21 protein-coding genes are annotated in these 18,163 nt (G+C 68.9%); 11 read left to right on the top strand and 10 right to left on the bottom strand.

Features of this window, described 5'->3' with window-relative positions:
- Positions 1 to 100 precede the first annotated feature (100 nt).
- From ABQE89_RS09275 to ABQE89_RS09245, 7 genes are all read left to right on the top strand, one after another.
- Entirely contained in the window at positions 101 to 1,018 is a 918-nt protein-coding gene (locus tag ABQE89_RS09275; RefSeq protein ID WP_448416029.1) for an STAS domain-containing protein, read from the top strand.
- Between the two features lie 32 nt (positions 1,019 to 1,050).
- Positions 1,051 to 1,425: an STAS domain-containing protein gene (locus ABQE89_RS09270; RefSeq protein ID WP_448416028.1), complete on the top strand. Its 375-nt coding sequence runs from the start codon at positions 1,051 to 1,053 to the stop codon at positions 1,423 to 1,425.
- A complete protein-coding gene (locus ABQE89_RS09265) occupies positions 1,415 to 1,825 on the top strand; it encodes an ATP-binding protein (RefSeq protein ID WP_448416027.1) in 411 nt (136 codons plus the stop codon). The genes ABQE89_RS09270 and ABQE89_RS09265 overlap by 11 nt, the downstream gene beginning before the upstream one ends.
- 19 nt (positions 1,826 to 1,844) lie before the next feature.
- A complete protein-coding gene (locus tag ABQE89_RS09260) occupies positions 1,845 to 2,441 on the top strand; it encodes a SpoIIE family protein phosphatase (protein WP_448416026.1) in 597 nt (198 codons plus the stop codon).
- The gene (locus tag ABQE89_RS09255) at positions 2,438 to 4,669 is read left to right on the top strand and encodes a SpoIIE family protein phosphatase (protein ID WP_448416025.1); all 2,232 of its coding nucleotides are present in this window, start codon (positions 2,438 to 2,440) and stop codon (positions 4,667 to 4,669) included. Before ABQE89_RS09260 ends, ABQE89_RS09255 begins: the two co-directional genes overlap by 4 nt.
- A 110-nt stretch (positions 4,670 to 4,779) precedes the next feature.
- On the top strand, positions 4,780 to 5,091 hold the full coding sequence (locus ABQE89_RS09250; protein WP_448416024.1) for an STAS domain-containing protein: 312 nt from the start codon (positions 4,780 to 4,782) through the stop codon (positions 5,089 to 5,091).
- Between the two features lie 10 nt (positions 5,092 to 5,101).
- Complete coding sequence (locus ABQE89_RS09245) at positions 5,102 to 5,911, top strand: ANTAR domain-containing protein (RefSeq protein WP_448416023.1); 810 nt, start codon at positions 5,102 to 5,104, stop codon at positions 5,909 to 5,911.
- 6 nt (positions 5,912 to 5,917) lie between these two features.
- Here the strand turns inward: ABQE89_RS09245 and ABQE89_RS09240 are convergent, their stop codons facing one another.
- On the bottom strand, positions 5,918 to 6,817 hold the full coding sequence (locus tag ABQE89_RS09240) for a DMT family transporter (protein WP_448416161.1): 900 nt from the start codon (positions 6,815 to 6,817) through the stop codon (positions 5,918 to 5,920).
- Positions 6,818 to 6,951: 134 nt separating this feature from the next.
- Here ABQE89_RS09240 and ABQE89_RS09235 point away from each other — a divergent pair, with 134 nt between their 5' ends.
- Positions 6,952 to 7,287: an aminopeptidase gene (locus ABQE89_RS09235; RefSeq protein ID WP_448416022.1), complete on the top strand. Its 336-nt coding sequence runs from the start codon at positions 6,952 to 6,954 to the stop codon at positions 7,285 to 7,287.
- A gap of 4 nt (positions 7,288 to 7,291) precedes the next feature.
- Here ABQE89_RS09235 and ABQE89_RS09230 read toward each other — a convergent pair whose 3' ends face one another.
- The 7 genes from ABQE89_RS09230 to ABQE89_RS09200 all read right to left on the bottom strand — a co-directional run bounded on the left by ABQE89_RS09230 (position 7,292) and on the right by ABQE89_RS09200 (position 13,063).
- Positions 7,292 to 7,582, bottom strand: coding sequence for a hypothetical protein (locus ABQE89_RS09230; protein WP_448416020.1), 291 nt, complete (start codon positions 7,580 to 7,582; stop codon positions 7,292 to 7,294).
- The gene (locus ABQE89_RS09225) at positions 7,579 to 8,874 is read right to left on the bottom strand and encodes an MFS transporter (RefSeq protein WP_448416019.1); all 1,296 of its coding nucleotides are present in this window, start codon (positions 8,872 to 8,874) and stop codon (positions 7,579 to 7,581) included. Before ABQE89_RS09225 ends, ABQE89_RS09230 begins: the two co-directional genes overlap by 4 nt.
- Before the next feature lie 94 nt (positions 8,875 to 8,968).
- Complete coding sequence (locus ABQE89_RS09220; protein ID WP_448416017.1) at positions 8,969 to 9,397, bottom strand: hypothetical protein; 429 nt, start codon at positions 9,395 to 9,397, stop codon at positions 8,969 to 8,971.
- Positions 9,394 to 10,641, bottom strand: a complete 1,248-nt coding sequence (locus tag ABQE89_RS09215; protein ID WP_448416016.1) for a DUF58 domain-containing protein — start codon at positions 10,639 to 10,641, stop codon at positions 9,394 to 9,396. The genes ABQE89_RS09220 and ABQE89_RS09215 overlap by 4 nt, the downstream gene beginning before the upstream one ends.
- A gap of 6 nt (positions 10,642 to 10,647) precedes the next feature.
- The gene (locus tag ABQE89_RS09210; RefSeq protein ID WP_448416160.1) at positions 10,648 to 11,610 is read right to left on the bottom strand and encodes an AAA family ATPase; all 963 of its coding nucleotides are present in this window, start codon (positions 11,608 to 11,610) and stop codon (positions 10,648 to 10,650) included.
- A 14-nt stretch (positions 11,611 to 11,624) separates the two neighbouring features.
- Positions 11,625 to 12,110: a hypothetical protein gene (locus tag ABQE89_RS09205; RefSeq protein ID WP_448416014.1), complete on the bottom strand. Its 486-nt coding sequence runs from the start codon at positions 12,108 to 12,110 to the stop codon at positions 11,625 to 11,627.
- Positions 12,107 to 13,063 carry a DUF4129 domain-containing protein gene (locus tag ABQE89_RS09200; protein ID WP_448416012.1) on the bottom strand — a complete coding sequence of 319 codons (957 nt, stop codon included), beginning with the start codon at positions 13,061 to 13,063 and terminating at the stop codon, positions 12,107 to 12,109. The genes ABQE89_RS09205 and ABQE89_RS09200 overlap by 4 nt, the downstream gene beginning before the upstream one ends.
- A 66-nt stretch (positions 13,064 to 13,129) precedes the next feature.
- Between ABQE89_RS09200 and ABQE89_RS09195 the strand changes: the two genes are divergently transcribed.
- Complete coding sequence (locus tag ABQE89_RS09195) at positions 13,130 to 13,789, top strand: O-methyltransferase (RefSeq protein ID WP_448416011.1); 660 nt, start codon at positions 13,130 to 13,132, stop codon at positions 13,787 to 13,789.
- Here ABQE89_RS09195 and ABQE89_RS09190 read toward each other — a convergent pair.
- Positions 13,786 to 14,565 (bottom strand): hypothetical protein, encoded by a 780-nt coding sequence (locus ABQE89_RS09190; protein WP_448416010.1) that lies wholly within the window; start codon positions 14,563 to 14,565, stop codon positions 13,786 to 13,788. The genes ABQE89_RS09195 and ABQE89_RS09190 overlap by 4 nt on opposite strands.
- Positions 14,566 to 14,659: 94 nt before the next feature.
- Here ABQE89_RS09190 and ABQE89_RS09185 point away from each other — a divergent pair, with 94 nt between their 5' ends.
- Entirely contained in the window at positions 14,660 to 16,537 is a 1,878-nt protein-coding gene (locus ABQE89_RS09185) for a potassium transporter Kup (RefSeq protein WP_448416009.1), read from the top strand.
- A 2-nt stretch (positions 16,538 to 16,539) separates the two neighbouring features.
- On the opposite strand, the gene ABQE89_RS09180 is transcribed toward ABQE89_RS09185, so the two are convergent.
- Entirely contained in the window at positions 16,540 to 17,385 is an 846-nt protein-coding gene (locus tag ABQE89_RS09180; RefSeq protein WP_448416008.1) for a rhomboid family intramembrane serine protease, read from the bottom strand.
- A gap of 327 nt (positions 17,386 to 17,712) precedes the next feature.
- On the opposite strand from ABQE89_RS09180, the gene ABQE89_RS09175 reads away from it, so the two are divergent.
- Positions 17,713 to 18,111, top strand: coding sequence for a heme-binding protein (locus ABQE89_RS09175; protein ID WP_448416007.1), 399 nt, complete (start codon positions 17,713 to 17,715; stop codon positions 18,109 to 18,111).
- Positions 18,112 to 18,163: the final 52 nt, after the last annotated feature.

The following is an 18,163-nucleotide window of genomic DNA, read 5'->3' as shown; positions in this document are numbered from 1 at the left end:
GAGCTTAACGCCTTGGCGCCGAACGGACATGCCCGCTTCGCGGGATCAACCGCAGGCCCACACGTTAGTGTCAACTCAGCAGCCGCAGCGGGGAGGACGAATGTCGGATCCGATAGACATGATCAGTTCCGGCGTGGGTTCCGCCCCGGTGGCTCCCGCCGGTCCGGCGAACATCTCGACCGAAGGTTTGCTGCCGCAACTCGTTCAGCACCTCAGGCGCAACCGCACGGCGTTGCGTGAGGAGTGGGCGCGCCGCATCAACGAGGCCCAGCTGTTGACCGCGATGTCGCCGGAGGAGCTGTTCGGCGAGGCGACGGCGGTCTACGACAACTACGTCGAGGTGCTCGAGACCGGCAGCGTGGAAGCGCTGCAGGCCTACGCGCGCGACCTGTCCGAGCGCATCATCCCCCGGGGCGTGGAGACCGACGAGGTGGTCGGCATCGTGCTGCTGCTGCGCGATGTGCTGGCCCGCTCGCTGTTCGAGAAGTACCAGTCCGATTTCACCTTGCTCAACCGGGTGCTCGACGCGTACGAACCGGCGGCCAATCGCATCGCCAACACGGTGGCAGTCAGCTTCGTCCAGGAGCGCGAGCGCATCATCCGTCAGCAGCAGGAGGCCATCCGCGAGCTGTCCACCCCGGTGCTGCAGGTCCGCGAGCAGCTGCTGATCCTGCCGATCATCGGCGTCCTCGACAGCCAGCGCGCCCGGCAGCTCACCGAGCAGTTGCTGCGGGCGATCCGGGCCAACCGCGCGAAGGTCGTCGTCATCGACATCACCGGTGTGCCGACCATCGACTCGACTGTCGCCAACCACCTGGTGCAGACCGTCGACGCGTCCGGGCTGATGGGCGCGAACGTCATCATCACCGGACTCTCGTCGGATATCGCGCTGACGCTGGTCACCATCGGGCTGGACCTGTCGAAGATGAACGCGGTCGGCGATCTGCAGGGCGGCATCGAGGAAGCCGAACGCCTACTCGGCTACGAGGTGACCCGCACGGGCGAGCCGAACGCCTGACCGGGAGCCACCAGCGACACCGCCACACGCACATGCCAGTACCCATCCTCAAGCAGGGCACCATCCTGATCGCCACCGTGCAGGCGGCGCTGTCGGACTCCGACACCGAACGGCTGCAACGCGATCTGATGGAACAAGTCAGCCGGTTTCGCGCGCGCGGCATCATCGTCGACGTCACCGCGATCGACGTGATGGATTCCTTTGCCGCCCGGTCGTTGCGGACCATCGTGCACATGACCGCGCTACGCGGCGCCGACACGGTGATCGTCGGGTTGCAGCCCGAGGTGGCGTTCGCGATGGTTCAGCTGGGGCTGGCGTTCGACGGTATGCAGACCGCGCTGGATCTGGAAGAAGGCCTGGCGCTGCTGAACCGCAAGCCGACGACGGGACGCGACGGTGCGGACTGACTTCGTCGTCGACATCAACGGCTCCGATGACATCGTCACCGCCCGCCAGGCCGGTCACGAACTCGCCCACCAGCTCGGCTTCTCGTTGACCGACGTGACCATGATCGCCACCGCCATCTCCGAAATCGCCCGCAACATAACGAGTTACGCGGGACACGGCGAGGTGCGGGTGGGGGTGCAGTACCGTGACGGCAGGCAGGCCCTCGTGGTACGGGCCGCCGACGACGGGCCCGGCATCGCCGATGTCGAGCGCGCGCTGGAGGACGGTTACTCCACCGGCCGTGGGCTGGGTCTCGGGTTGCCCGGTGCGCGCCGGCTGATGGACCGGCTGATCGTGGAATCCCAACCGGGCCACGGGACGGTCGTCGAGATGTGGAAATGGATTCCCGACAGTGTTTAGACATGGCAGGTTCGGGCCGATGGAGTGGGCGGCGGTGCGCCGCCCTCGCCCGGGTGAGCGGATCTGCGGGGATCATCCGATCGCGCTCGAGGTCGACGACGGCGCCGCGCTGTTCGGGGTGGTCGACGGACTCGGTCACGGCGAGGCCGCGGCCGACGCCGCGCTGCGTGCCGTGGCGGCGGTCGAGGACAGCCGCGCCGAACCGCTCGATGTCGTCGCGCAACTGTGCCACCGTGCGTTGACCGATACCCGCGGTGTCACCATGACTTTGGCGCGCGTCGACTTCGAGACCGACACGTTGAGCTGGATCGGCATCGGCAACGTCGCCGCCGATTTGGTGGCCAAACACCCGGCCGGCGCGGAGGTGCGGTCCTCGGCGCTGCTCGCCGCGGGCATCATCGGCTACCGCATGCCGCAGACACTGTCCACCCACCAGGTGGGCCTGCATCCGGGCGACCTCCTGCTCATGTCCAGTGACGGGATCAGCCGGGATCATCTGGACGACATCGACTTCGCCGCGCCCGCAACAACCATCGCCGAACAGCTCGTGGGGCGTTACGGTCGGGACACTGACGACGCGCTGGTGCTCGCCGCACGCCACCGGGGATCGCCATGACCGAGGGCCCGCCGAGCTTGTCCGCACGCGACTTCTACCGGCACTACGCCGAGGCGCTCTACGCCTACCTGCGCACCGGAGACCAGGCCAGCCTGTCGGTCGGCCACGACCTGGGCAGACGCGCGCTGCGGGACCGGATGAGCGTGCTCGAGATCATCGAGCACCACGCCCGCCTCGTCGAGCAGATCGCCGCGGACGGTCCGGCCGTCACCGCCGAGGCGCTGCCGTTCCTGCTGCAGGCAGTGGCCGCACTGGACGTCGCGACACGCGGATTCCTCGACGGCACAAAGCGTTACGAACAGCAACGGGCCCGCACCGAAGACCTCGAGGGCCGTGACGAGTTCCGCAACGCGTTGGTGAACTCGCTGCAGGAGGGCTTCTTCGTCGCCGACCACGAGGGGGCGATCGTCGAGATCAACGACGCCTTCACCGAGATCACCGGATACGGCACCGACGGTCTTCCCTACCACTCGCCGTATCCGTGGGTGGGCGACGCATCGGTCAGCGGCGACCGACTGGCCGCGCTGCGGCGAAACGGTCACATCTCCATCGAAACCGAGATCCGCCACCTCGACGGCCGCATCCGGTGGGTGGCGATCGCCATCAACGCGGTGCCGTCACACGGTGCGCAGCGCCAGGCCTTCGTCGGAAGCATCCGCGACATCACCGCCCCGCGCGCGGCGGCCCTGCGAGACCGGGCGATGGCCCGGTTGGCGACCGCGGTCAGCGTCGCCAAGAACGTCGACGAGGTGCTCACCATCACCCTTGACCAGTGCCGCTCCATGCTGGACGCCCAGCGCCTGATGACGGTCACCTGGCCGACCGGCGACGGCGATCCCGCGATCCATGTGGCCGGTGAACCCTCGGTGTCGAGTTGGTATGAACTCGACGATGATTGGCGCCGTACCTTCGAGGACGCGCGCGACTGGCTGCCGTTGACCGTGACGCCGGTGGGGGCCGCACCGAGCGCGGGCACGACGCGCGGTTTCGTCGCGGTGCTGTCCGGATCCCGGGACGTGCTGGTGTGTCTGGAACACCGGGTGCCGCGCACGCTCAGCGCGGAGGACCGGCGCTTCGCCGCCGCCCTGGTCGGTCATCTGAGCCTGGCGATGCAGCATGTCCGTCAGTTCGAGATCGCCCGGGAAACCTCACTGACACTGCAGCGTTCGATGCGTCCGCCGCGCACGATGCCGGCCGGGTTCGCCGTCCGCTACGAGCCCGCCGTGGCGCCCCTGGAGATCGGTGGCGACTTCTACGACGTGCTGCCGGTCGGGGAGCATCGCATCGGCGTCGTGGTCGGTGACTGCGTGGGCCGCGGGCTGTCCGCGGCCGCGGTGATGGGCCAACTGCGCGCCTCCACCAGGGCGCTGCTGCTGACCGGCGTCGAACCCGCGAGGCTCCTCGAACAACTCGACGCCGTCGCGGAGTACATCCCCGAGGCGTTCTGCACCACGGTGATCGTCGCGCTCGTCGACACCCGCGCGCAGACGGTGTGCTACAGCAGCGCCGGACACGTGCCGCCCGTTCTGGTGACCGAATCCGCGGGGCGGGAGTTGCTGACCGACGGACATTCGGTGCCGCTGGCGGTGCAACGCGACGAGCCCAGGCCGCAGGCCGAACGTCCGCTGGCGCCGGGCTCGACGCTGCTGCTCTACACCGACGGTCTGGTCGAACGGCGCGACAGGGCCATCGACGACCAGATCAGCAGGGTCGCCGATCTCGTCACCGCCACCGTCGATCTGCCGATCGAAGCCGCGCTGGACGAGGTGCTGGGCAGGCTCGCACCCGAGGGTGGTTTCGACGACGACGTGGCCGCCGTGCTGTACCGGGGGCCCCGCGCGCCGCTGGTCATCGACTACGAGGCGACCGCCCCGCGGTTGAGCGGTATCCGGCACCGACTGGCCGAATGGCTTCGCGCCAACGGTGTTTCCGACCACGTGGCGGGCGACATCGTCCTGGTGGTCAACGAGGCCTGCTCGAACTGCGTCGAACACGCCTACCGCGACCGTCCTGCCGGGCGGATGCGGGTGGACGCCTCGCTGGCCGACGGGGTGGTGCGCGTCCAGGTGGCCGATTCGGGATCGTGGAAGCCGCCGCCTGCCGATCCCGGCACCCGCGGCCGGGGACTGCTGCTGATGCGCACGGTCAGCGACCACGTCGACCTGGCCGGCACCTCGACGGGAACCACTGTCGAACTGAACTTTCGGGTGTCGGAGCCGTCCGATTGACCCGTGCCCGTACCGGGGAGGCCGCCGGCGTGATATGACAACATCCTGCAATCCAGGCTGTTTGGGGAGAGACAGGCACCGCGAGAACGAGCGCGGGAGGAGGTGCAGCCATGACTGAGCAACAGTTCCGGCTCATCGCCGCGAACGCCGAGCAGCCACCCGTCGTGTGCGTCACCGGGGACGTCGATCTGGCCAACGTCGATGAGTTCGCCGCGGTTCTGGCCCGCGCCGCGGCCGACAGCACGACCATCACCGTCGACCTGACGCGGGTGTCCTACTGCGACAGCGCGGCGGTGCGCGCGTTGTTCTCGATCGCGGCGTCGACGAAGCTGTCCCTCGTGATTCCTGACAAGGGACCGATCACCACCCTGCTCGGCATCTCTGGACTCGACCGCGTCGCAACCGTGACCATCGGGGACTGACGGGACCGCTGTGCCAGGACCCGAGTTTCATCCACGCCAACACCCGCAACTGGTGTCGCTGCTGCGGCGCATCCTGGAACGGGTCAGCGACGACCTGCGGGGCACGGTCGGGTTGACCGTCACCGTCAGCGACCGGCGCTATGTCGAGGAACCGTCGGTGATCGCCTCTCTGGGGGCCGGCGCCGACATGGTCGACGCGCAGTTGTCCGGCCTCGGCGGCCCGGTGGTCGACGCGCTGACCCACCAGCTTCCGGTGATCTCCCTGGACATGTGGACAGACGAGCGATGGCCGAAGCTGACCCTGGACGCCGTCACCGCGCACGCGCCGGGGCACCGTTCGGAGTGGGAGCAGGTGCACGGCGCGGCGGCGGTCCCGGGGTTCTGGCAGGACGAATCCGCGGTCGTCATCTCGGCCACGCTGACCGAACCGGCCGACGCCGCCACCGTCAGCACCCTGATCAGCTACGAGCATCTGGTGTCGGCAGCGCTGGTGACCGCCGCCGCGGAGAGCGCGACGGCCTTCGAGGACCTGCTCACCGTGCTGCAATCCCGCGGCGCGATCGAACAGGCCAAGGGCGCGCTGATGGGACTGATGGGCTGCGACGCGGAGACCGCGTGGAACATGTTGCGTCGCGCCAGCCAGGAGTTCAACGTCAAGCTGCGCGACCTCGCGGTGGCGCTTCTCGAACACGTCAGCGGCGCTCCCGCCGAGCAGCCCAACACCGCCGAGCACATCGCGCCCGACACGGCGACCCGCAGGGCCGCCGCGATGCTGTGGGCGGCATTGAAAGACCCGGCGTCACAGCACCAGTCGCACTGAACCGGGTCAGGGCGAGGGGCTGCGGCCTGCGGCGGCGGACTCGAGTTGTTCCTCGAGCGCGCCCTCGTCGCGGCCGAGAGCGATGGTGGCCGCCGTCATCACCGCGACGGCGAGGGTGATCGCGACGGCTTTCACGCCGCCGACCGTGAGGTGCTCACCGAGCACGACGGCACCGAGCGCGACGGCGACGACGGGTTCGAGCACCAACATCGTCGGCACCGAGGTCTGCAGCGAGCCCGCGTGAAAGGCGGACTGTTGCAGGAGCACGGCGACGACGCCGAGCACGACAAGCAGGTAGGGCACCGGGGTGGTCAGCACCGCGACCGGCCCGGCGTGGGTGAGCATGTGCACGACGATCTTGGTGAGCACGGCGACGACGCCGAACAGCACGCCGACCGCGACGGCGAGCAACACCGCCCGCCGCCAGCCGACGTTGCGGACCGCGACCACCACACAGGCCATCACCGCCGCGGTGCACACCACCGCGACGATGGCGGTCAGCTGCACCGACGCCTCGTAGTCGCCGGGACGGGTCTTGGCCAACACCACGAACACCGCCAGCGCCGTGGTGAGCAGCAGCGCCCACAGCCATTCGGCGCGGGTGACGCGACGGTCGGCCAGGCGCGCGCTCAGCGGAAGCGCGAACAGCAGGGCGGACACCAGGATCGGCTGCACCAGCAGCAGCGAGCCGAAGACCAGGGCCAGCGCCTGGAATCCGTAGCCGGCAAGCGCCGCCACGGTGCCCGCCCACCACAGCCGGCTGCGCACCAGCGTCGACACCATGACGGTGCTCACGCCGTGCTCGGGCGGGACGTCCATGGTCGCGCGTTGCCGAACCACGATGCCGATCGCCAGGAACAGGGCCGCCAGCAACGCCAGCAGCACGGCAAGGCCGTGCTCGATCACAGGGCCTCCCAACGCGCCAAGCTCCTCTCCGACCACGGCCAGTTCACCGCACAAGAACAGCACACCGGGCAGCGGCCGTCTTCGGTCGCCCCCCACCAGGTTTTGACGAGCCGGTCAGTGGGCATTGAGTGATCATGAATTTGCGATGGTTGGTTCTGCTGGTGGGTGCGATCGTGCTGATCGTGGGGCTCGGAGGACTGCTGATGCCGGTGTCGGTGGCCGGCCCGGACAATCAGGACATCGGCTGCGGCAACGCCATCGCCGCCGACTACTCCGGTGCACGCGAGGTGGACAACCGCAACCCGGTCAACCTGCCGATCCTTGACGAGGTGATCCCGCACACCGACTACGCGGCCCAGTGCGAGTCGGCGGTGTCGAGCCGTCGCAGCTGGTCGATCCCGGTGGCGATCATCGGTGCGGTGGTTGTCGCCGCATCGTTCTTCGTCCCCGGACGCGCCCGAGCCGGCTGACCCGCTAACTGGCTTCGCGGTCGGACACCACACGCAGCCGCGGCGGCTTCTCGACGGCCTCGACGGTCTCGGCGGGGGCGATCCGGTCGTTGACGGTCGCGACCGCGTCGTCGACGCGCTGCACGGCACGGTCGCACAGCCCGCGGACCTTGTCGCTGGCCACGTCCACGTCGTCGGCCGCACTGCGCAGATAGGCCCGCAGGTTGAGGCGGAGCCGCTCGCCGGACTTACGCAGCCGGCGGCGAAGGCGATCGTCGACCTCGACGGTGATGTAGGGCGTCACCCGAACCTTCATGCGCCCACACTAGCCGCGCTCGGGGTCTGCGGCAGGGGTCGGCCGGCGTTCTCCCGCAGCGTCATCACGGCGGTCAGCGAGATGACGGCCGCGACGGTGAGATAGAACGCGGGCGCGAGGTTGTTCGACGTCTCGGCGGTCAGCCAGGTGACGATGTAGGGCGTGGTGCCGCCGAAGCCGGCGACGCAGATGTTGTAGCCGATGGAGAAACCGCTGTAGCGCACGGTGGTGGCGAACAACTCGACGCCTGCAGACACCGCGGTGGACACGTAGACGGACTCGATGGCCGCCAGCGCACAGTGGGCGGTGATCGCCGCGGCCAGTGAGCCGGAGTTCAGCAGCAGAAACAGCGGATAGGCCAACACCGCGAACGCCACCGATCCGGCGATGAGCATCGGTTTGCGACCGACGCGGTCCGACAGCGCTGCCAGCGGAAGGATGAGCACCAACGCGACGGTGGTGGCCAGCGTCATCGAGACGAACGCCTCGGTCTTGGTGTACTCCAGCGTGGTGATCAGGTAGGCCTGCAGGAACGTGAACACCACGTAGTAGCCGACGTTGAAGACGATGAACAGGCCGATCACCTGCAGGATGGGTCGCCATGACGTGGTCACCGCCTCCCGCAGCGGCGACTTGGCCACTTGCTCTTGTTCGCTGAGTTCGGCGAAGTGCGGGGTGTCGTCCAGGCGCAACCGGATGTAGAGGCCGACAAGGCCCAGCGGCCCGGCGATCAAGAACGGGATACGCCAGCCGTAGCTCTCCATCGCGTCGGTGGGCAGCAGCGCCTGCAGCAGCGTCACGGTGACCGAGCCGACCAGAAAGCCGACCACGCCCGACCACGCCATGAAGGTGACCGTGAGGCCGCGGCGCTTGTCGGTTGCGAACTCCGCGAGATAGACCGCGCCGCCGCCGTACTCGCCGCCCGCCGAGAAGCCCTGCAGGCAACGCAGAAAGAACAGCAGCAGCGGCGCAGCGACACCGATCGAGGCGTAGGTCGGCAGCAGCCCGATCGCCACGGTCGCGCCGGACATCAACAGGATCACCAGTGCGAGCACCCGCTGCCGGCCGATCTTGTCGCCCAGTGGCCCGAACACGAAGCCGCCCAGCGGCCGCATGAAGAAGGCCGCCGCGAAGATGGCGAATGTCTTGAGCAGCGCGGCGGTCTGGTCGCCCTCCGGGAAGAAGTTCGCGGCGATGAACACGGCCAGGAAGCCGTAGATGGCGAAATCGAACCATTCGACGGCGTTGCCGATGGAGGCACCCGTGATTGCCTTGCGCACATCCGACGGCATGCGATCTCCCGAAACTAAGCGGCCCGCTGAGCATTTCGCTTACCGGGCCCCGCTGGTACCCATGAAAGATAGCGTGTGCGGCGCCGGTGTCGCACTAGCTGGTGGTGGGCAGCCGGTCGGCCCAGAACGGACGGGTGGCGACGACGACGATCGACAGCACCACCAGGGGCGCCAGCAGCGGCACCCATGGTAGCTGCCACGGGATCGACACGGCCGCCAATGCCGCACAGGTAAAGGCCACGGCGCCAATCATTGTCGGCGCGGGCACCGCTGTCGTATACCGCAGCACCAGATAGCCCACCGCGCACACTCCGGAGGTCGCCGCCAGCATCGCGGACGTGTCGTCGAGCGCGAGCGCCGCGGCGGTCAGCACCACCGCCAGCGTCGCCGCCGGACGAAAGACAATGCCCGCCAACACCGCGAGCACCGCCAGCGCGGCCGTCACCAGCGCCGCGTCGTCGGCGTCGACGGCGGCTGCCGCCACCATCAACAGCCCGAACGCCGCCGACAGGGCCCGATTCATCGCCGTGTCCGCACGGTTCGACGGTGGTCGGGCACCAGGTGCATCGCCATGTCCAGCGTGTCGACATCGCGCCATGCCACCACGTCGACACCGACCGTGCCCATGTCGCGATACATGAACGATCGTTGCAGCGCCCACATCCGCTCGAGCAGAGGGTCGAAGTCGTCGTCGAACGGCGCCCCCTGCAGCACGTCGACGGCCACCACGGTGTGCCCACGTTTACGCAGGTCGATGAGCGCCAGCGCGAAGTCGGTGTCCAACAGCGTGGAGAACGCGATGACGATCGCTCCCGGCGGAACCGCGGCGCGCGGGGCCAACGTGCCCGACGTGGTCTCGTAGCTCGCGTCGACACCGAGCACGGCGTCGAGCACCCGATAGAACTGTCGGCGTCCGATGTCGGCGCCCAGCCAGCGTGGCCGACGATCCCCCAATGCCACCACACCGGCGCGGTCCCCTCCGCGAAGTGCGCTCTGCACCACCTGCACGGCGCCGCGTACGGCCCGTTCGGTGGTCAGCGTCGCCGGGCCCGCGGGCTGCGGATAGTTGTCCACCAGCACCACCACGTCGGCGGCGCGATCGGTCAAACGCTCGGTGACGTGCAGGCTGCCGCGGCGGGCGCTGACCGGCCAGTTCACCGTCCGCAGTTGATCTCCCGGCACGTAGCGGCGGACGTCGGCGTATTCCACCCCCGGGCCGACGTGGCGGGTGAGGTGGGTGCCCAACCGGTCGAGCAACTCGGTGCGGGGCAGCGCCGTCGACTGCGGAGGTGCGGTCGGAAACACGTAGACATCGGCGGCCTCCACCACCGCCGTCCCCTCGAGCAGTCCGCCGCGCGCCCCCACCCGAACCTCGGCCCGGATCGGGTAGCGGCCCCACCGGTTGGCGCACGCCACCACGGGCCGGCGGGTGCGGTCGTCGCCCACCTCGAGCTCCATCGCCTCCGGCGCCGACACCGCGAGCGCCACGGTGTCCGCGTCGGTTTCGACACTTACCGTCAGACGGGCCCGTTCGGATTCGAAACAGCGGTGCACGGCGGGCTCGGCATGAACCCGCACCGCCGGTGGCGGGCGCTGCCAGCCTGCCGAGCACAGCACACCGAGCAACGGGGCGACGAAAACCACCAACTGCCAAAGTGATCCGATCACCGCCGCGGTGAGCACGACCGCCGAACACGTCACCAGCGCGGCCGTCAGAGGTGATGGGCGCCAGTGACATCGCGCCTCGGTGGTGCGGGCCTCGGTCACATCGGATCACGCCTTGGTCCGCGGTACCGGCAGCCGTCGCAGCAGTTCCTCCACCACGTCGCTGCCCTGCACCCGCCTCACCCACATCTCCGGGCGGAGGCTGACCCGGTGTGCCATCGCCGGCACCGCAAGGGATTTGACGTCCTCGGGTATCACGTAGTCACGGCCCAGCAGCAGCGCACGCGCGCGGGCGAGTTGGACGAGGTCGAGTTCGGCTCGCGGGCTCGCGCCGACCGCGATCTGCGGATGCTGCCGGGTGGCGGCGGCCAGCGACACCACATAACGCAGCACGTCGTCGTGCACGGTCACCTGCTCGACCGACTCGCGCATGGCGACCACCTCGCGCGCGTCGACCACCTGGTGCACGGTCGGTTCCGTCGAACCGCGTTCGACGCGCCTGCGCAGCATCGAGGCCTCCTCCTGCTCGGATAGGTAGCGCAGTTCGAGGCGGATCGTGAACCGGTCGAGTTGCGCCTCGGGCAGCGGATAGGTGCCCTCGTACTCGATCGGGTTGTCGGTCGCCAGCACGACGAACGGAGCAGGCAGTCGGTGCGTGACACCGTCGATGCTCACCTGACTTTCGGCCATCGCCTCGAGCAGGGCGGCCTGGGTCTTCGGTGGGGTGCGGTTGATCTCGTCGGCCAGCAGCAGGTTGGTGAAGATCGGGCCGGACCGGAACTCGAACCGTCCCGACTGCATGTCGTACACGGTCGACCCGAGCAGATCGGCGGGCAGCAAGTCGGGGGTGAACTGAACGCGTTTGAAGTCCAGGCCCAGCGCTGCAGCGAAAGACCTTGCTATCAAGGTCTTTCCGAGCCCCGGAAGGTCTTCGATGAGCACGTGCCCGCCCGCGAGCACGGTGGTGAGAATCAGAGTGAGGGCGTCGTGTTTGCCGACCACCACCCGGCCGATCTGGGCGAGCACCGCCTCGCAGTTCGCGGTCGTGGTCGCGGCGGGTTCGCCTCGCATCCCCGCCCCTGTCGTCATACCTGCTCCAACCGTTGCAGTATCTCGTCCAGCGCGGCGCGGCCCGGGCCGGGTTCGGTGGCGCCGGTGCGCGACACGTTCTCCGGGTCGACCCACGCCCACAGCTCCGTTCCGAACAGCATCTCGCCGGTGGACTGATAGGCCGCGCGATCCCTGATCCGCTTCTGGCCGGTGGCCAATTCGTACTGGCGCGCCAGCATCGGCCGCAGATGCCGGTCCCAATCGGTGCGGGTGGTGTCCGACCTGCTGATCAGGGTCTCGGTGCGAGAACGCCACCGACGCAAGGCCTTCGCGGCGTCGTCGGCGTATTGATCACCCGCGGCCGGCAGCGACTCCCGCACCAGCATCCACCGCATGGCCAGCAACGCAAAACCCAGCGCGACGCCCGACATGGTCAGGACCAATCGGCGGTCCGGCGATGCCAGCGCGATCAGTTGTGCGCCCGCCACCAGCAGAACAGACGCTGCCACAAACCGTTTCATGTGACCGCCTGCGGTATCTCGGCGAGCACGCGTCGCAGCACCCGCACCGCCGAATCGCGATGCGCCTCGGTCATCACATGCGGGGAGAACCTCGCCTCCTCGAACAGTTCGACGAGTTCGGTGGCGCTGTCGGCGCGCAGCGCCCCGCGGTGCACGGCCCGCGCCAACACTTCGCTGGGTGTGTCGAAATCCTGTGGGACGGCGCCGGGGACCCGCGTCAGCTCGGTTTCCATCGCCGCGTAGCACGCGATGATGGCTTCTCGGGGCTCGCGGCTGAGGTCGCCGATCTCAGCCAGCCCGATCTCGGCGGCGCGGGCCAGCGAGTCCGCGCCCTGACCGGGCGCGCACGCGTCGTCCGGCCCGACGGCGCCGAGAGGTTGCGGTTCGGCCCTGCGCTGCCGATGCGAAGCGATCGCCGTCACGACCACGATCAACGTCATCAACACCAGCATCGGCGGAATCAGGTAGTCGATCATGTCGGTGCCCTGGCCCGGATCGACGGGCGGCCGCGCAGGTTCGAGCGAACCCGACGGCGCGGTGCCGGCCTCCGGCGCCGCGGGCGGCACCGCCGCGGGCCGCCCGGGCGGTTTGAGCCCGTCGATGCGGGCCAGCAGCGCCGTCAGCAGCAGCCAGATGACGATCGCACCCAGCGCGATCAGTGAGAACCGCCAGGTGGGCCTGCCGACCGCGCCCGGGCTGCGCGGCAACGCCGCCGACGGAGCGCGCCGGGTTCGGCCTGCGCGCATCCGCACCACGATCGCGTACCCGATGATCGCCACCGCCGCGCAGAGGATCGCGACGACGGCCGCCAGCGCCGCCGGGCTCTCCGTGGTGGGTTCACGCTCGACGATCCGCTCGCTGCCCGGCACGTGTCCGCGCAACGCCCAAGCGGCCGCCACCAGCAGCGCGATCACCGCGATCACGCGCTGTGTCGACTTGTCCGTACCGGCCATGGCGCTGCTGCCATCCTGGCACGCCCGGCGCCCCGCCATGTCCGGATCGACCGCTACCTTCGACCCGTGACCACCACACTGCAGGATCCACGGGTCGCCGCCGCGCTCGAGCGCATGTACGCGGAGGCCGACGACCAGATGGCGGCGTTGCGCCGCATGGCGGACCAACTGTCCGGCGACGCCAGCCCCCAGGAACGCGCCGACGCGCTCAGCGACTTCTATCTGCCGGTGACGCCGGAGGCGGGCAGGCTGCTGTACGCGCTCATACGTGCGGCCAGACCGGAGACGGTCGTCGAGTTCGGCATGTCGCTGGGCATCTCCGCGATCCACCTCGCGGCGGCGGTGCGCGACAACGGGCACGGCCGGGTCGTCACCACTGAACTCAGCGCGGCCAAAGTTGCGACGGCGAAGTCGACGTTCGCCCAGACCGGGCTCGCCGACGTCATCACGGTGCTCGAAGGCGACGCGCTGACCACACTGCAAAGTCTCGACGGCGCCGTGGGTTTCGTGCTGCTGGACGGCTGGAAGGAGCTGTACCGGCCCGTCCTGGACCTGCTCGAGCCACGCCTGACGCCCGGCGCGCTCGTCGTCGCCGACAACACGTCCATGCCCGAGCTGGCATCCTACGTCGACCATGTCCGCGATCCGGCGAACGGCTATGTCAGCGTCAGCTTCGGCGCCCGCGGCACCGACAGCATGGAGATCAGCTGCCGCGCAGGAAGTTAACGCTTGCGCGTCTTGGCCTTCTTGACTTCCGCTGCCGCCTCCCGGCTGGCCCGTTTGCCCGCGTCGTAGGCCTCCTCGGCCGCGGTGAGCGCGGTCTCGGCGTCGGTGAGTCTCCTTCGGGCGTCGTCGCGGCGTAACCGCGCGGTCGCGAGGTCGGACTGCAGTTCCTGCAGTGCAGCGTCGGCCTCGGCCTTGGCCCGTTCGGCGGCCGCCAGCGCGGCGCGCGCCTCGGAGTGGTCCTCGGCCGGTTTCTGAATCACCGGTTCGGGTTTGGCCTTGCGGCTCCGCGACGGTTTGAAAACGATTGCCGAGCTGCCGAATTCGCCGAACCCGGACCACTGCTCGGCCTTGGTCAGCCGGCCCAGCCGGGCCGCGACGTCCGGATCGGCGACCGCGGCCTGCAGGGTCGCGGTGACGTCGTCGCGCAGCGCGGCGCTGGGGTCGGTGATCTCGGCCGCCGCGAAGGCCGCGCGCGAAAGGCCGTCGATGAGCCGGCGTTGTTCGGCGGTCAGTTCCCGGATCGTGCCGCCGTCCATCTCGGAGTGCGCGGCGCGAAGCCGTTCGCCCAGCGCGGTGAGCCGGGGGCGGGCCTCGCCGTCACGGTGCACGAGCACGTTGACGACGTAGGCCGCCGTGGTGGGCTTGCGCGCACCCGAGATCTGCTTGGCGGCCTCGGTGTCGCCGCGTTTCTTGGCCGCGCCCGCCAACTCGGTACGCAGCGCGGTGAACTCCTGCGGGGTGGCGGCGTACAGGGTGTCGAGCGGATCGTCGGACATAGGGCCATCATCGCGCCGGGTGTTCGGTTGTTGTACGTATCGGTCGAGAAGCGTCGCGCACAACCCTTCACTCGACGATGATCATCGAGTGCGCATGGCCGTGGTGATCGCCGCGCTGGGGGTGGTGTTCGGCGATATCGGCACCAGCCCCATCTACACGGTGCAGACCGTCTTCAACCCCCGCGACCCGCACCCGGTGCCGGTGAGCGACAGCCACGTCTACGGCGTGGTGTCTCTGATCTTCTGGTCGGTGACGATCATCGTCACCCTCACCTACATCACCCTGGTGATGCGCGCCGACAACCACGGCGAAGGCGGCATCATGGCGCTGATCACGCTGCTGCGCCGATGGTCCGGCACCGGGGGCCGGCGGACCGCGGCGGCGCTGGCCGCCGCCGGAGTGTTCGGCGCCGCGTTGTTCTTCGGCGACAGCATGATCACCCCGGCCATCTCCGTGCTGTCGGCCGTCGAGGGCCTCAAGATCATCGACCCGGACCTGAGCGGTTTCGTCGTGCCGATCACCGCGGTCATCATCGTCGCGCTGTTCTCCGTACAGAGCCGCGGCACCGCGGCGGTCGGCCGGTTCTTCGGACCGGTGATGGTGCTGTGGTTCACCGCGATCGGGGCCTGCGGCGTGAACGGCATCGTCGCCAACCCGGAGATCCTCAAGGCGATGTCGCCGACCTATGCGCTGGAGTTCCTCTCCGGCCGGTTCCACGTCGCATTCTTCGCGCTGGCCGCGATCGTGCTGGCGGTCACCGGCGCGGAGGCGCTCTACGCCGACATGGGCCATTTCGGCAGGCGGGCGATCACCTACGGCTGGCTGGGTCTGGTGCTGCCCGCCTGCACGCTGAACTACTTCGGCCAGGGTGCGCTGGTGCTGCACGACGAGGCGACGGTGGCCGCGCCGTTCTTCCTGCTCGCCCCGGCGTGGGCGCGGGTGCCGATGGTGCTGTTGGCGACCGCGGCCACGGTGATCGCGCCGCAGGCCGTGATCACCGGAGCGTTCTCGGTGGCCTCGCAGGCCGCCCGGTTGGGGTACCTGCCCCGGCTGCGCATCGCGCACACCTCGGCGTCGACGGTCGGGCAGATATACGTGCCGTGGATCAACGGCGCGTTGATGATGGGGGTGCTGATCCTGGTCTTCGCGTTCCGCAGTTCGGCCGCCCTCGCGTACGCGTTCGGGATGGCGGTCACCGGAACCATCACCATCACCACCGCGCTGTTCTTCTACTACGCGCGAACCCGGTGGCGGTGGCCGCTGTGGGTCGTGCTGCTCGGCGGCGGCGGGCTGCTGACGGTGGATCTGGTGTTCTTCGCGGCCAACCTGACCAAGCTGGTGCACGGCGCGTGGCTGCCGCTGACCATCGCCGTCGCCACGTTCACGGTGATGACGACGTGGCAGCGCGGGCGCCACCTCGTCACGGCGGCCCGGGACCAGGCCGAGGGTCCGCTGCGGGAGTTCGTCGACGGTCTGGTGCACAACGATCCCCCGGTGATCCGGATACCGGGCACGGCGGTGTTCCTCAACCGGGTGAGCAGCACCGCACCGCTGGCCATGCGCGCCAATGTCGAACACAACCACGTGCTGGCCCAGCACGTCATCATCATGGCGGTGCAGACCGAGCCGGTGCCGCGGATACCCGACGACGAGCGGATCAGCCACGACAGCCTCGGCTACACCGACGACGGAATCGTCGGTGTGACAGCGCGATTCGGCTACTTGGAGACGCCCGACGTGCCGCGCGCCCTGGCCTTGCTGGATCCCGCGGACACCGAGGGACGCATCGACCTCGAGCACGCCTCGTATTTCTTGTCCAAGCTCGAACTGTGTGTGGGCGACGCCGACACGATGGCGCCGTGGCGCAAACGGCTGTTCATCGCGACCTCCCACATCACCGCCGACGCCGCCGCCCACTTCGGGCTGCCGCTGAGCCGCACCGTGGTCATCGGGGCGCGGATCGCGCTATAGCGTCAGGCCATGCCGAAATAGGCGCGCAGGGTTTCGGTGCGCCAGAAAATCAGCAACGCGAACAACACCAGCACCGCGGCGGTGGCACCGCCCTGGACGAGAAGGCGCGAGTTCCGCGGAGCTTGGGCCGCGTAGGCATATGCCGCGGCGATCGCCGCGCCGGTGATCAGCCCGCCGATGTGGCCCTGCCAGCTGATGTTGTGCGAGCTGATCAGCGGGATCAAAAACGTGAACACCAGGTTGATCGCGATGATCGCCACCACCCACCGCACGTCGAGGTTGAGCCGCCTGCCCACCACGAACGTCGCACCGAACAGCCCGAACACCGCACCCGATGCGCCCGCGGTCAGCGCCCCCAACGACGACAGCAGATACACCAGCACCGACCCGCCCAACGCGCTGATGAAGTACAGCGCGGTGAACCGCAGCCGGCCCAGCGCGGCCTCCAACGGCGGGCCCACCACATACAGCGCCCACATGTTGAACAGGATGTGGGTCAGGCCGTAGTGCAGGAACGCCGAGGTCAGCAGGCGATACAGCTGACCGTCGGCGACGCCGGGCGACCACAGCACCAGCGCGTTCTGCAACGCCGGTGACATGGTCTGCAGCACGAACATCACCACGTTGAGGCCGATCAGCACAAAGGTGACGATCGGGGTGGACGAACGCGCGGCGCGGGGCTGACGAACGGTCTGCGCGCCCGCGGCGACGCAGTCCGCGCACTGGTGCCCGACGGCGGCGGCACGCATGCACTCACCGCAGATGAACCGGTTGCAGCGGGTGCAACGGACGTAGGTGGCGCGGTCGGGATGCCGGTAACAGGTCGGCGTCTGCGGCGGGCTCGTCACGCTCACCACCTTAAGGCGGCCGATCGGGCGGTCGATCGGCGCGAAGCCGAGTAACGATTCGGTCACCATCGAAATCACGATCAATTAAGGAGACCGCCGCGACTCTGAGAATTATCAAGATCTGCGGCCCGATCTGGTTGGCGACTTACCGAATTCCGCCGAAATTGCGACGAATATCACGGCGTCCGGATGTAACGCCGTCACCGCTGGCCAGAGGGCCTTTTCCGCGGCCCGGGGTAGCGGTTTTCGTTTCGCTACTTTGGATTTCGGGAACGGGGGATGCAAGCGAGACATTCGCAAATTCGAGAAACCAGGAAGAACAGGTATATGAATCTCAGTGGTATCAAGACGCGCCGGGGAATCGCCGGCGCCTGTGCAAGCGGACTGCTCGGCGGGTTGGCGGGGGCGATCATCGCCGCGCCGTCGGCCGCGGCGACCCCCGACTGCAGCGCGAGCGAGGTCTCGGGGACCGTCAGCACGGTGACCGGTTCGGCGCGCGCGTACCTGGACAGCCATCCGGGCGCCAACCAGGCGGTGACGACGGCGTTCAGCCAGCCGCGTCCGGAGGCCGCCGCCATGCTGCGCGGGTACTTCAACGCCAATCCGCAGGAGTACTACGACCTGCGGGGCATCCTCGCGCCGATCGGTGACGTCCAGAGCAAGTGCAACATCACGGCGTTGCCGCCGGAGTTGGCCTCGGCCTACGCCGAGTTCATGGCCGGCTGAGCAACTCCACCGAACCCGCCGCCGCAGTCCGCTGCGGCGGCGGGTTTTCTCT

It is taken from the genome of Mycolicibacterium sp. XJ1819 (assembly GCF_053483675.1).
The sequence above is the reverse complement of the archived record's forward strand: the minus strand, read 5'-3'. Positions and strand labels throughout refer to the sequence as shown.

Excerpts from the sequence above, each read along its gene's own strand:
- ABQE89_RS09250 (WP_448416024.1), top strand. The coding sequence starts at position 4,780 with ATGACTGAGCAACAGTTCCGGCTCATCGCCGCGAACGCCGAGCAGCCA.
- ABQE89_RS09235 (WP_448416022.1), top strand. The coding sequence starts at position 6,952 with ATGAATTTGCGATGGTTGGTTCTGCTGGTGGGTGCGATCGTGCTGATC.
- ABQE89_RS09220 (WP_448416017.1), bottom strand. The coding sequence starts at position 9,397 with ATGAATCGGGCCCTGTCGGCGGCGTTCGGGCTGTTGATGGTGGCGGCA.
- ABQE89_RS09270 (WP_448416028.1), top strand. The coding sequence starts at position 1,051 with ATGCCAGTACCCATCCTCAAGCAGGGCACCATCCTGATCGCCACCGTG.
- ABQE89_RS09230 (WP_448416020.1), bottom strand. The coding sequence starts at position 7,582 with ATGAAGGTTCGGGTGACGCCCTACATCACCGTCGAGGTCGACGATCGC.
- ABQE89_RS09205 (WP_448416014.1), bottom strand. The coding sequence starts at position 12,110 with ATGAAACGGTTTGTGGCAGCGTCTGTTCTGCTGGTGGCGGGCGCACAA.
- ABQE89_RS09255 (WP_448416025.1), top strand. The coding sequence starts at position 2,438 with ATGACCGAGGGCCCGCCGAGCTTGTCCGCACGCGACTTCTACCGGCAC.
- ABQE89_RS09200 (WP_448416012.1), bottom strand. The coding sequence starts at position 13,063 with ATGGCCGGTACGGACAAGTCGACACAGCGCGTGATCGCGGTGATCGCG.
- ABQE89_RS09190 (WP_448416010.1), bottom strand. The coding sequence starts at position 14,565 with ATGTCCGACGATCCGCTCGACACCCTGTACGCCGCCACCCCGCAGGAG.
- ABQE89_RS09275 (WP_448416029.1), top strand. The coding sequence starts at position 101 with ATGTCGGATCCGATAGACATGATCAGTTCCGGCGTGGGTTCCGCCCCG.
- ABQE89_RS09185 (WP_448416009.1), top strand. The coding sequence starts at position 14,660 with ATGGCCGTGGTGATCGCCGCGCTGGGGGTGGTGTTCGGCGATATCGGC.
- ABQE89_RS09260 (WP_448416026.1), top strand. The coding sequence starts at position 1,845 with ATGGAGTGGGCGGCGGTGCGCCGCCCTCGCCCGGGTGAGCGGATCTGC.
- ABQE89_RS09225 (WP_448416019.1), bottom strand. The coding sequence starts at position 8,874 with ATGCCGTCGGATGTGCGCAAGGCAATCACGGGTGCCTCCATCGGCAAC.
- ABQE89_RS09210 (WP_448416160.1), bottom strand. The coding sequence starts at position 11,610 with ATGCGAGGCGAACCCGCCGCGACCACGACCGCGAACTGCGAGGCGGTG.
- ABQE89_RS09175 (WP_448416007.1), top strand. The coding sequence starts at position 17,713 with ATGAATCTCAGTGGTATCAAGACGCGCCGGGGAATCGCCGGCGCCTGT.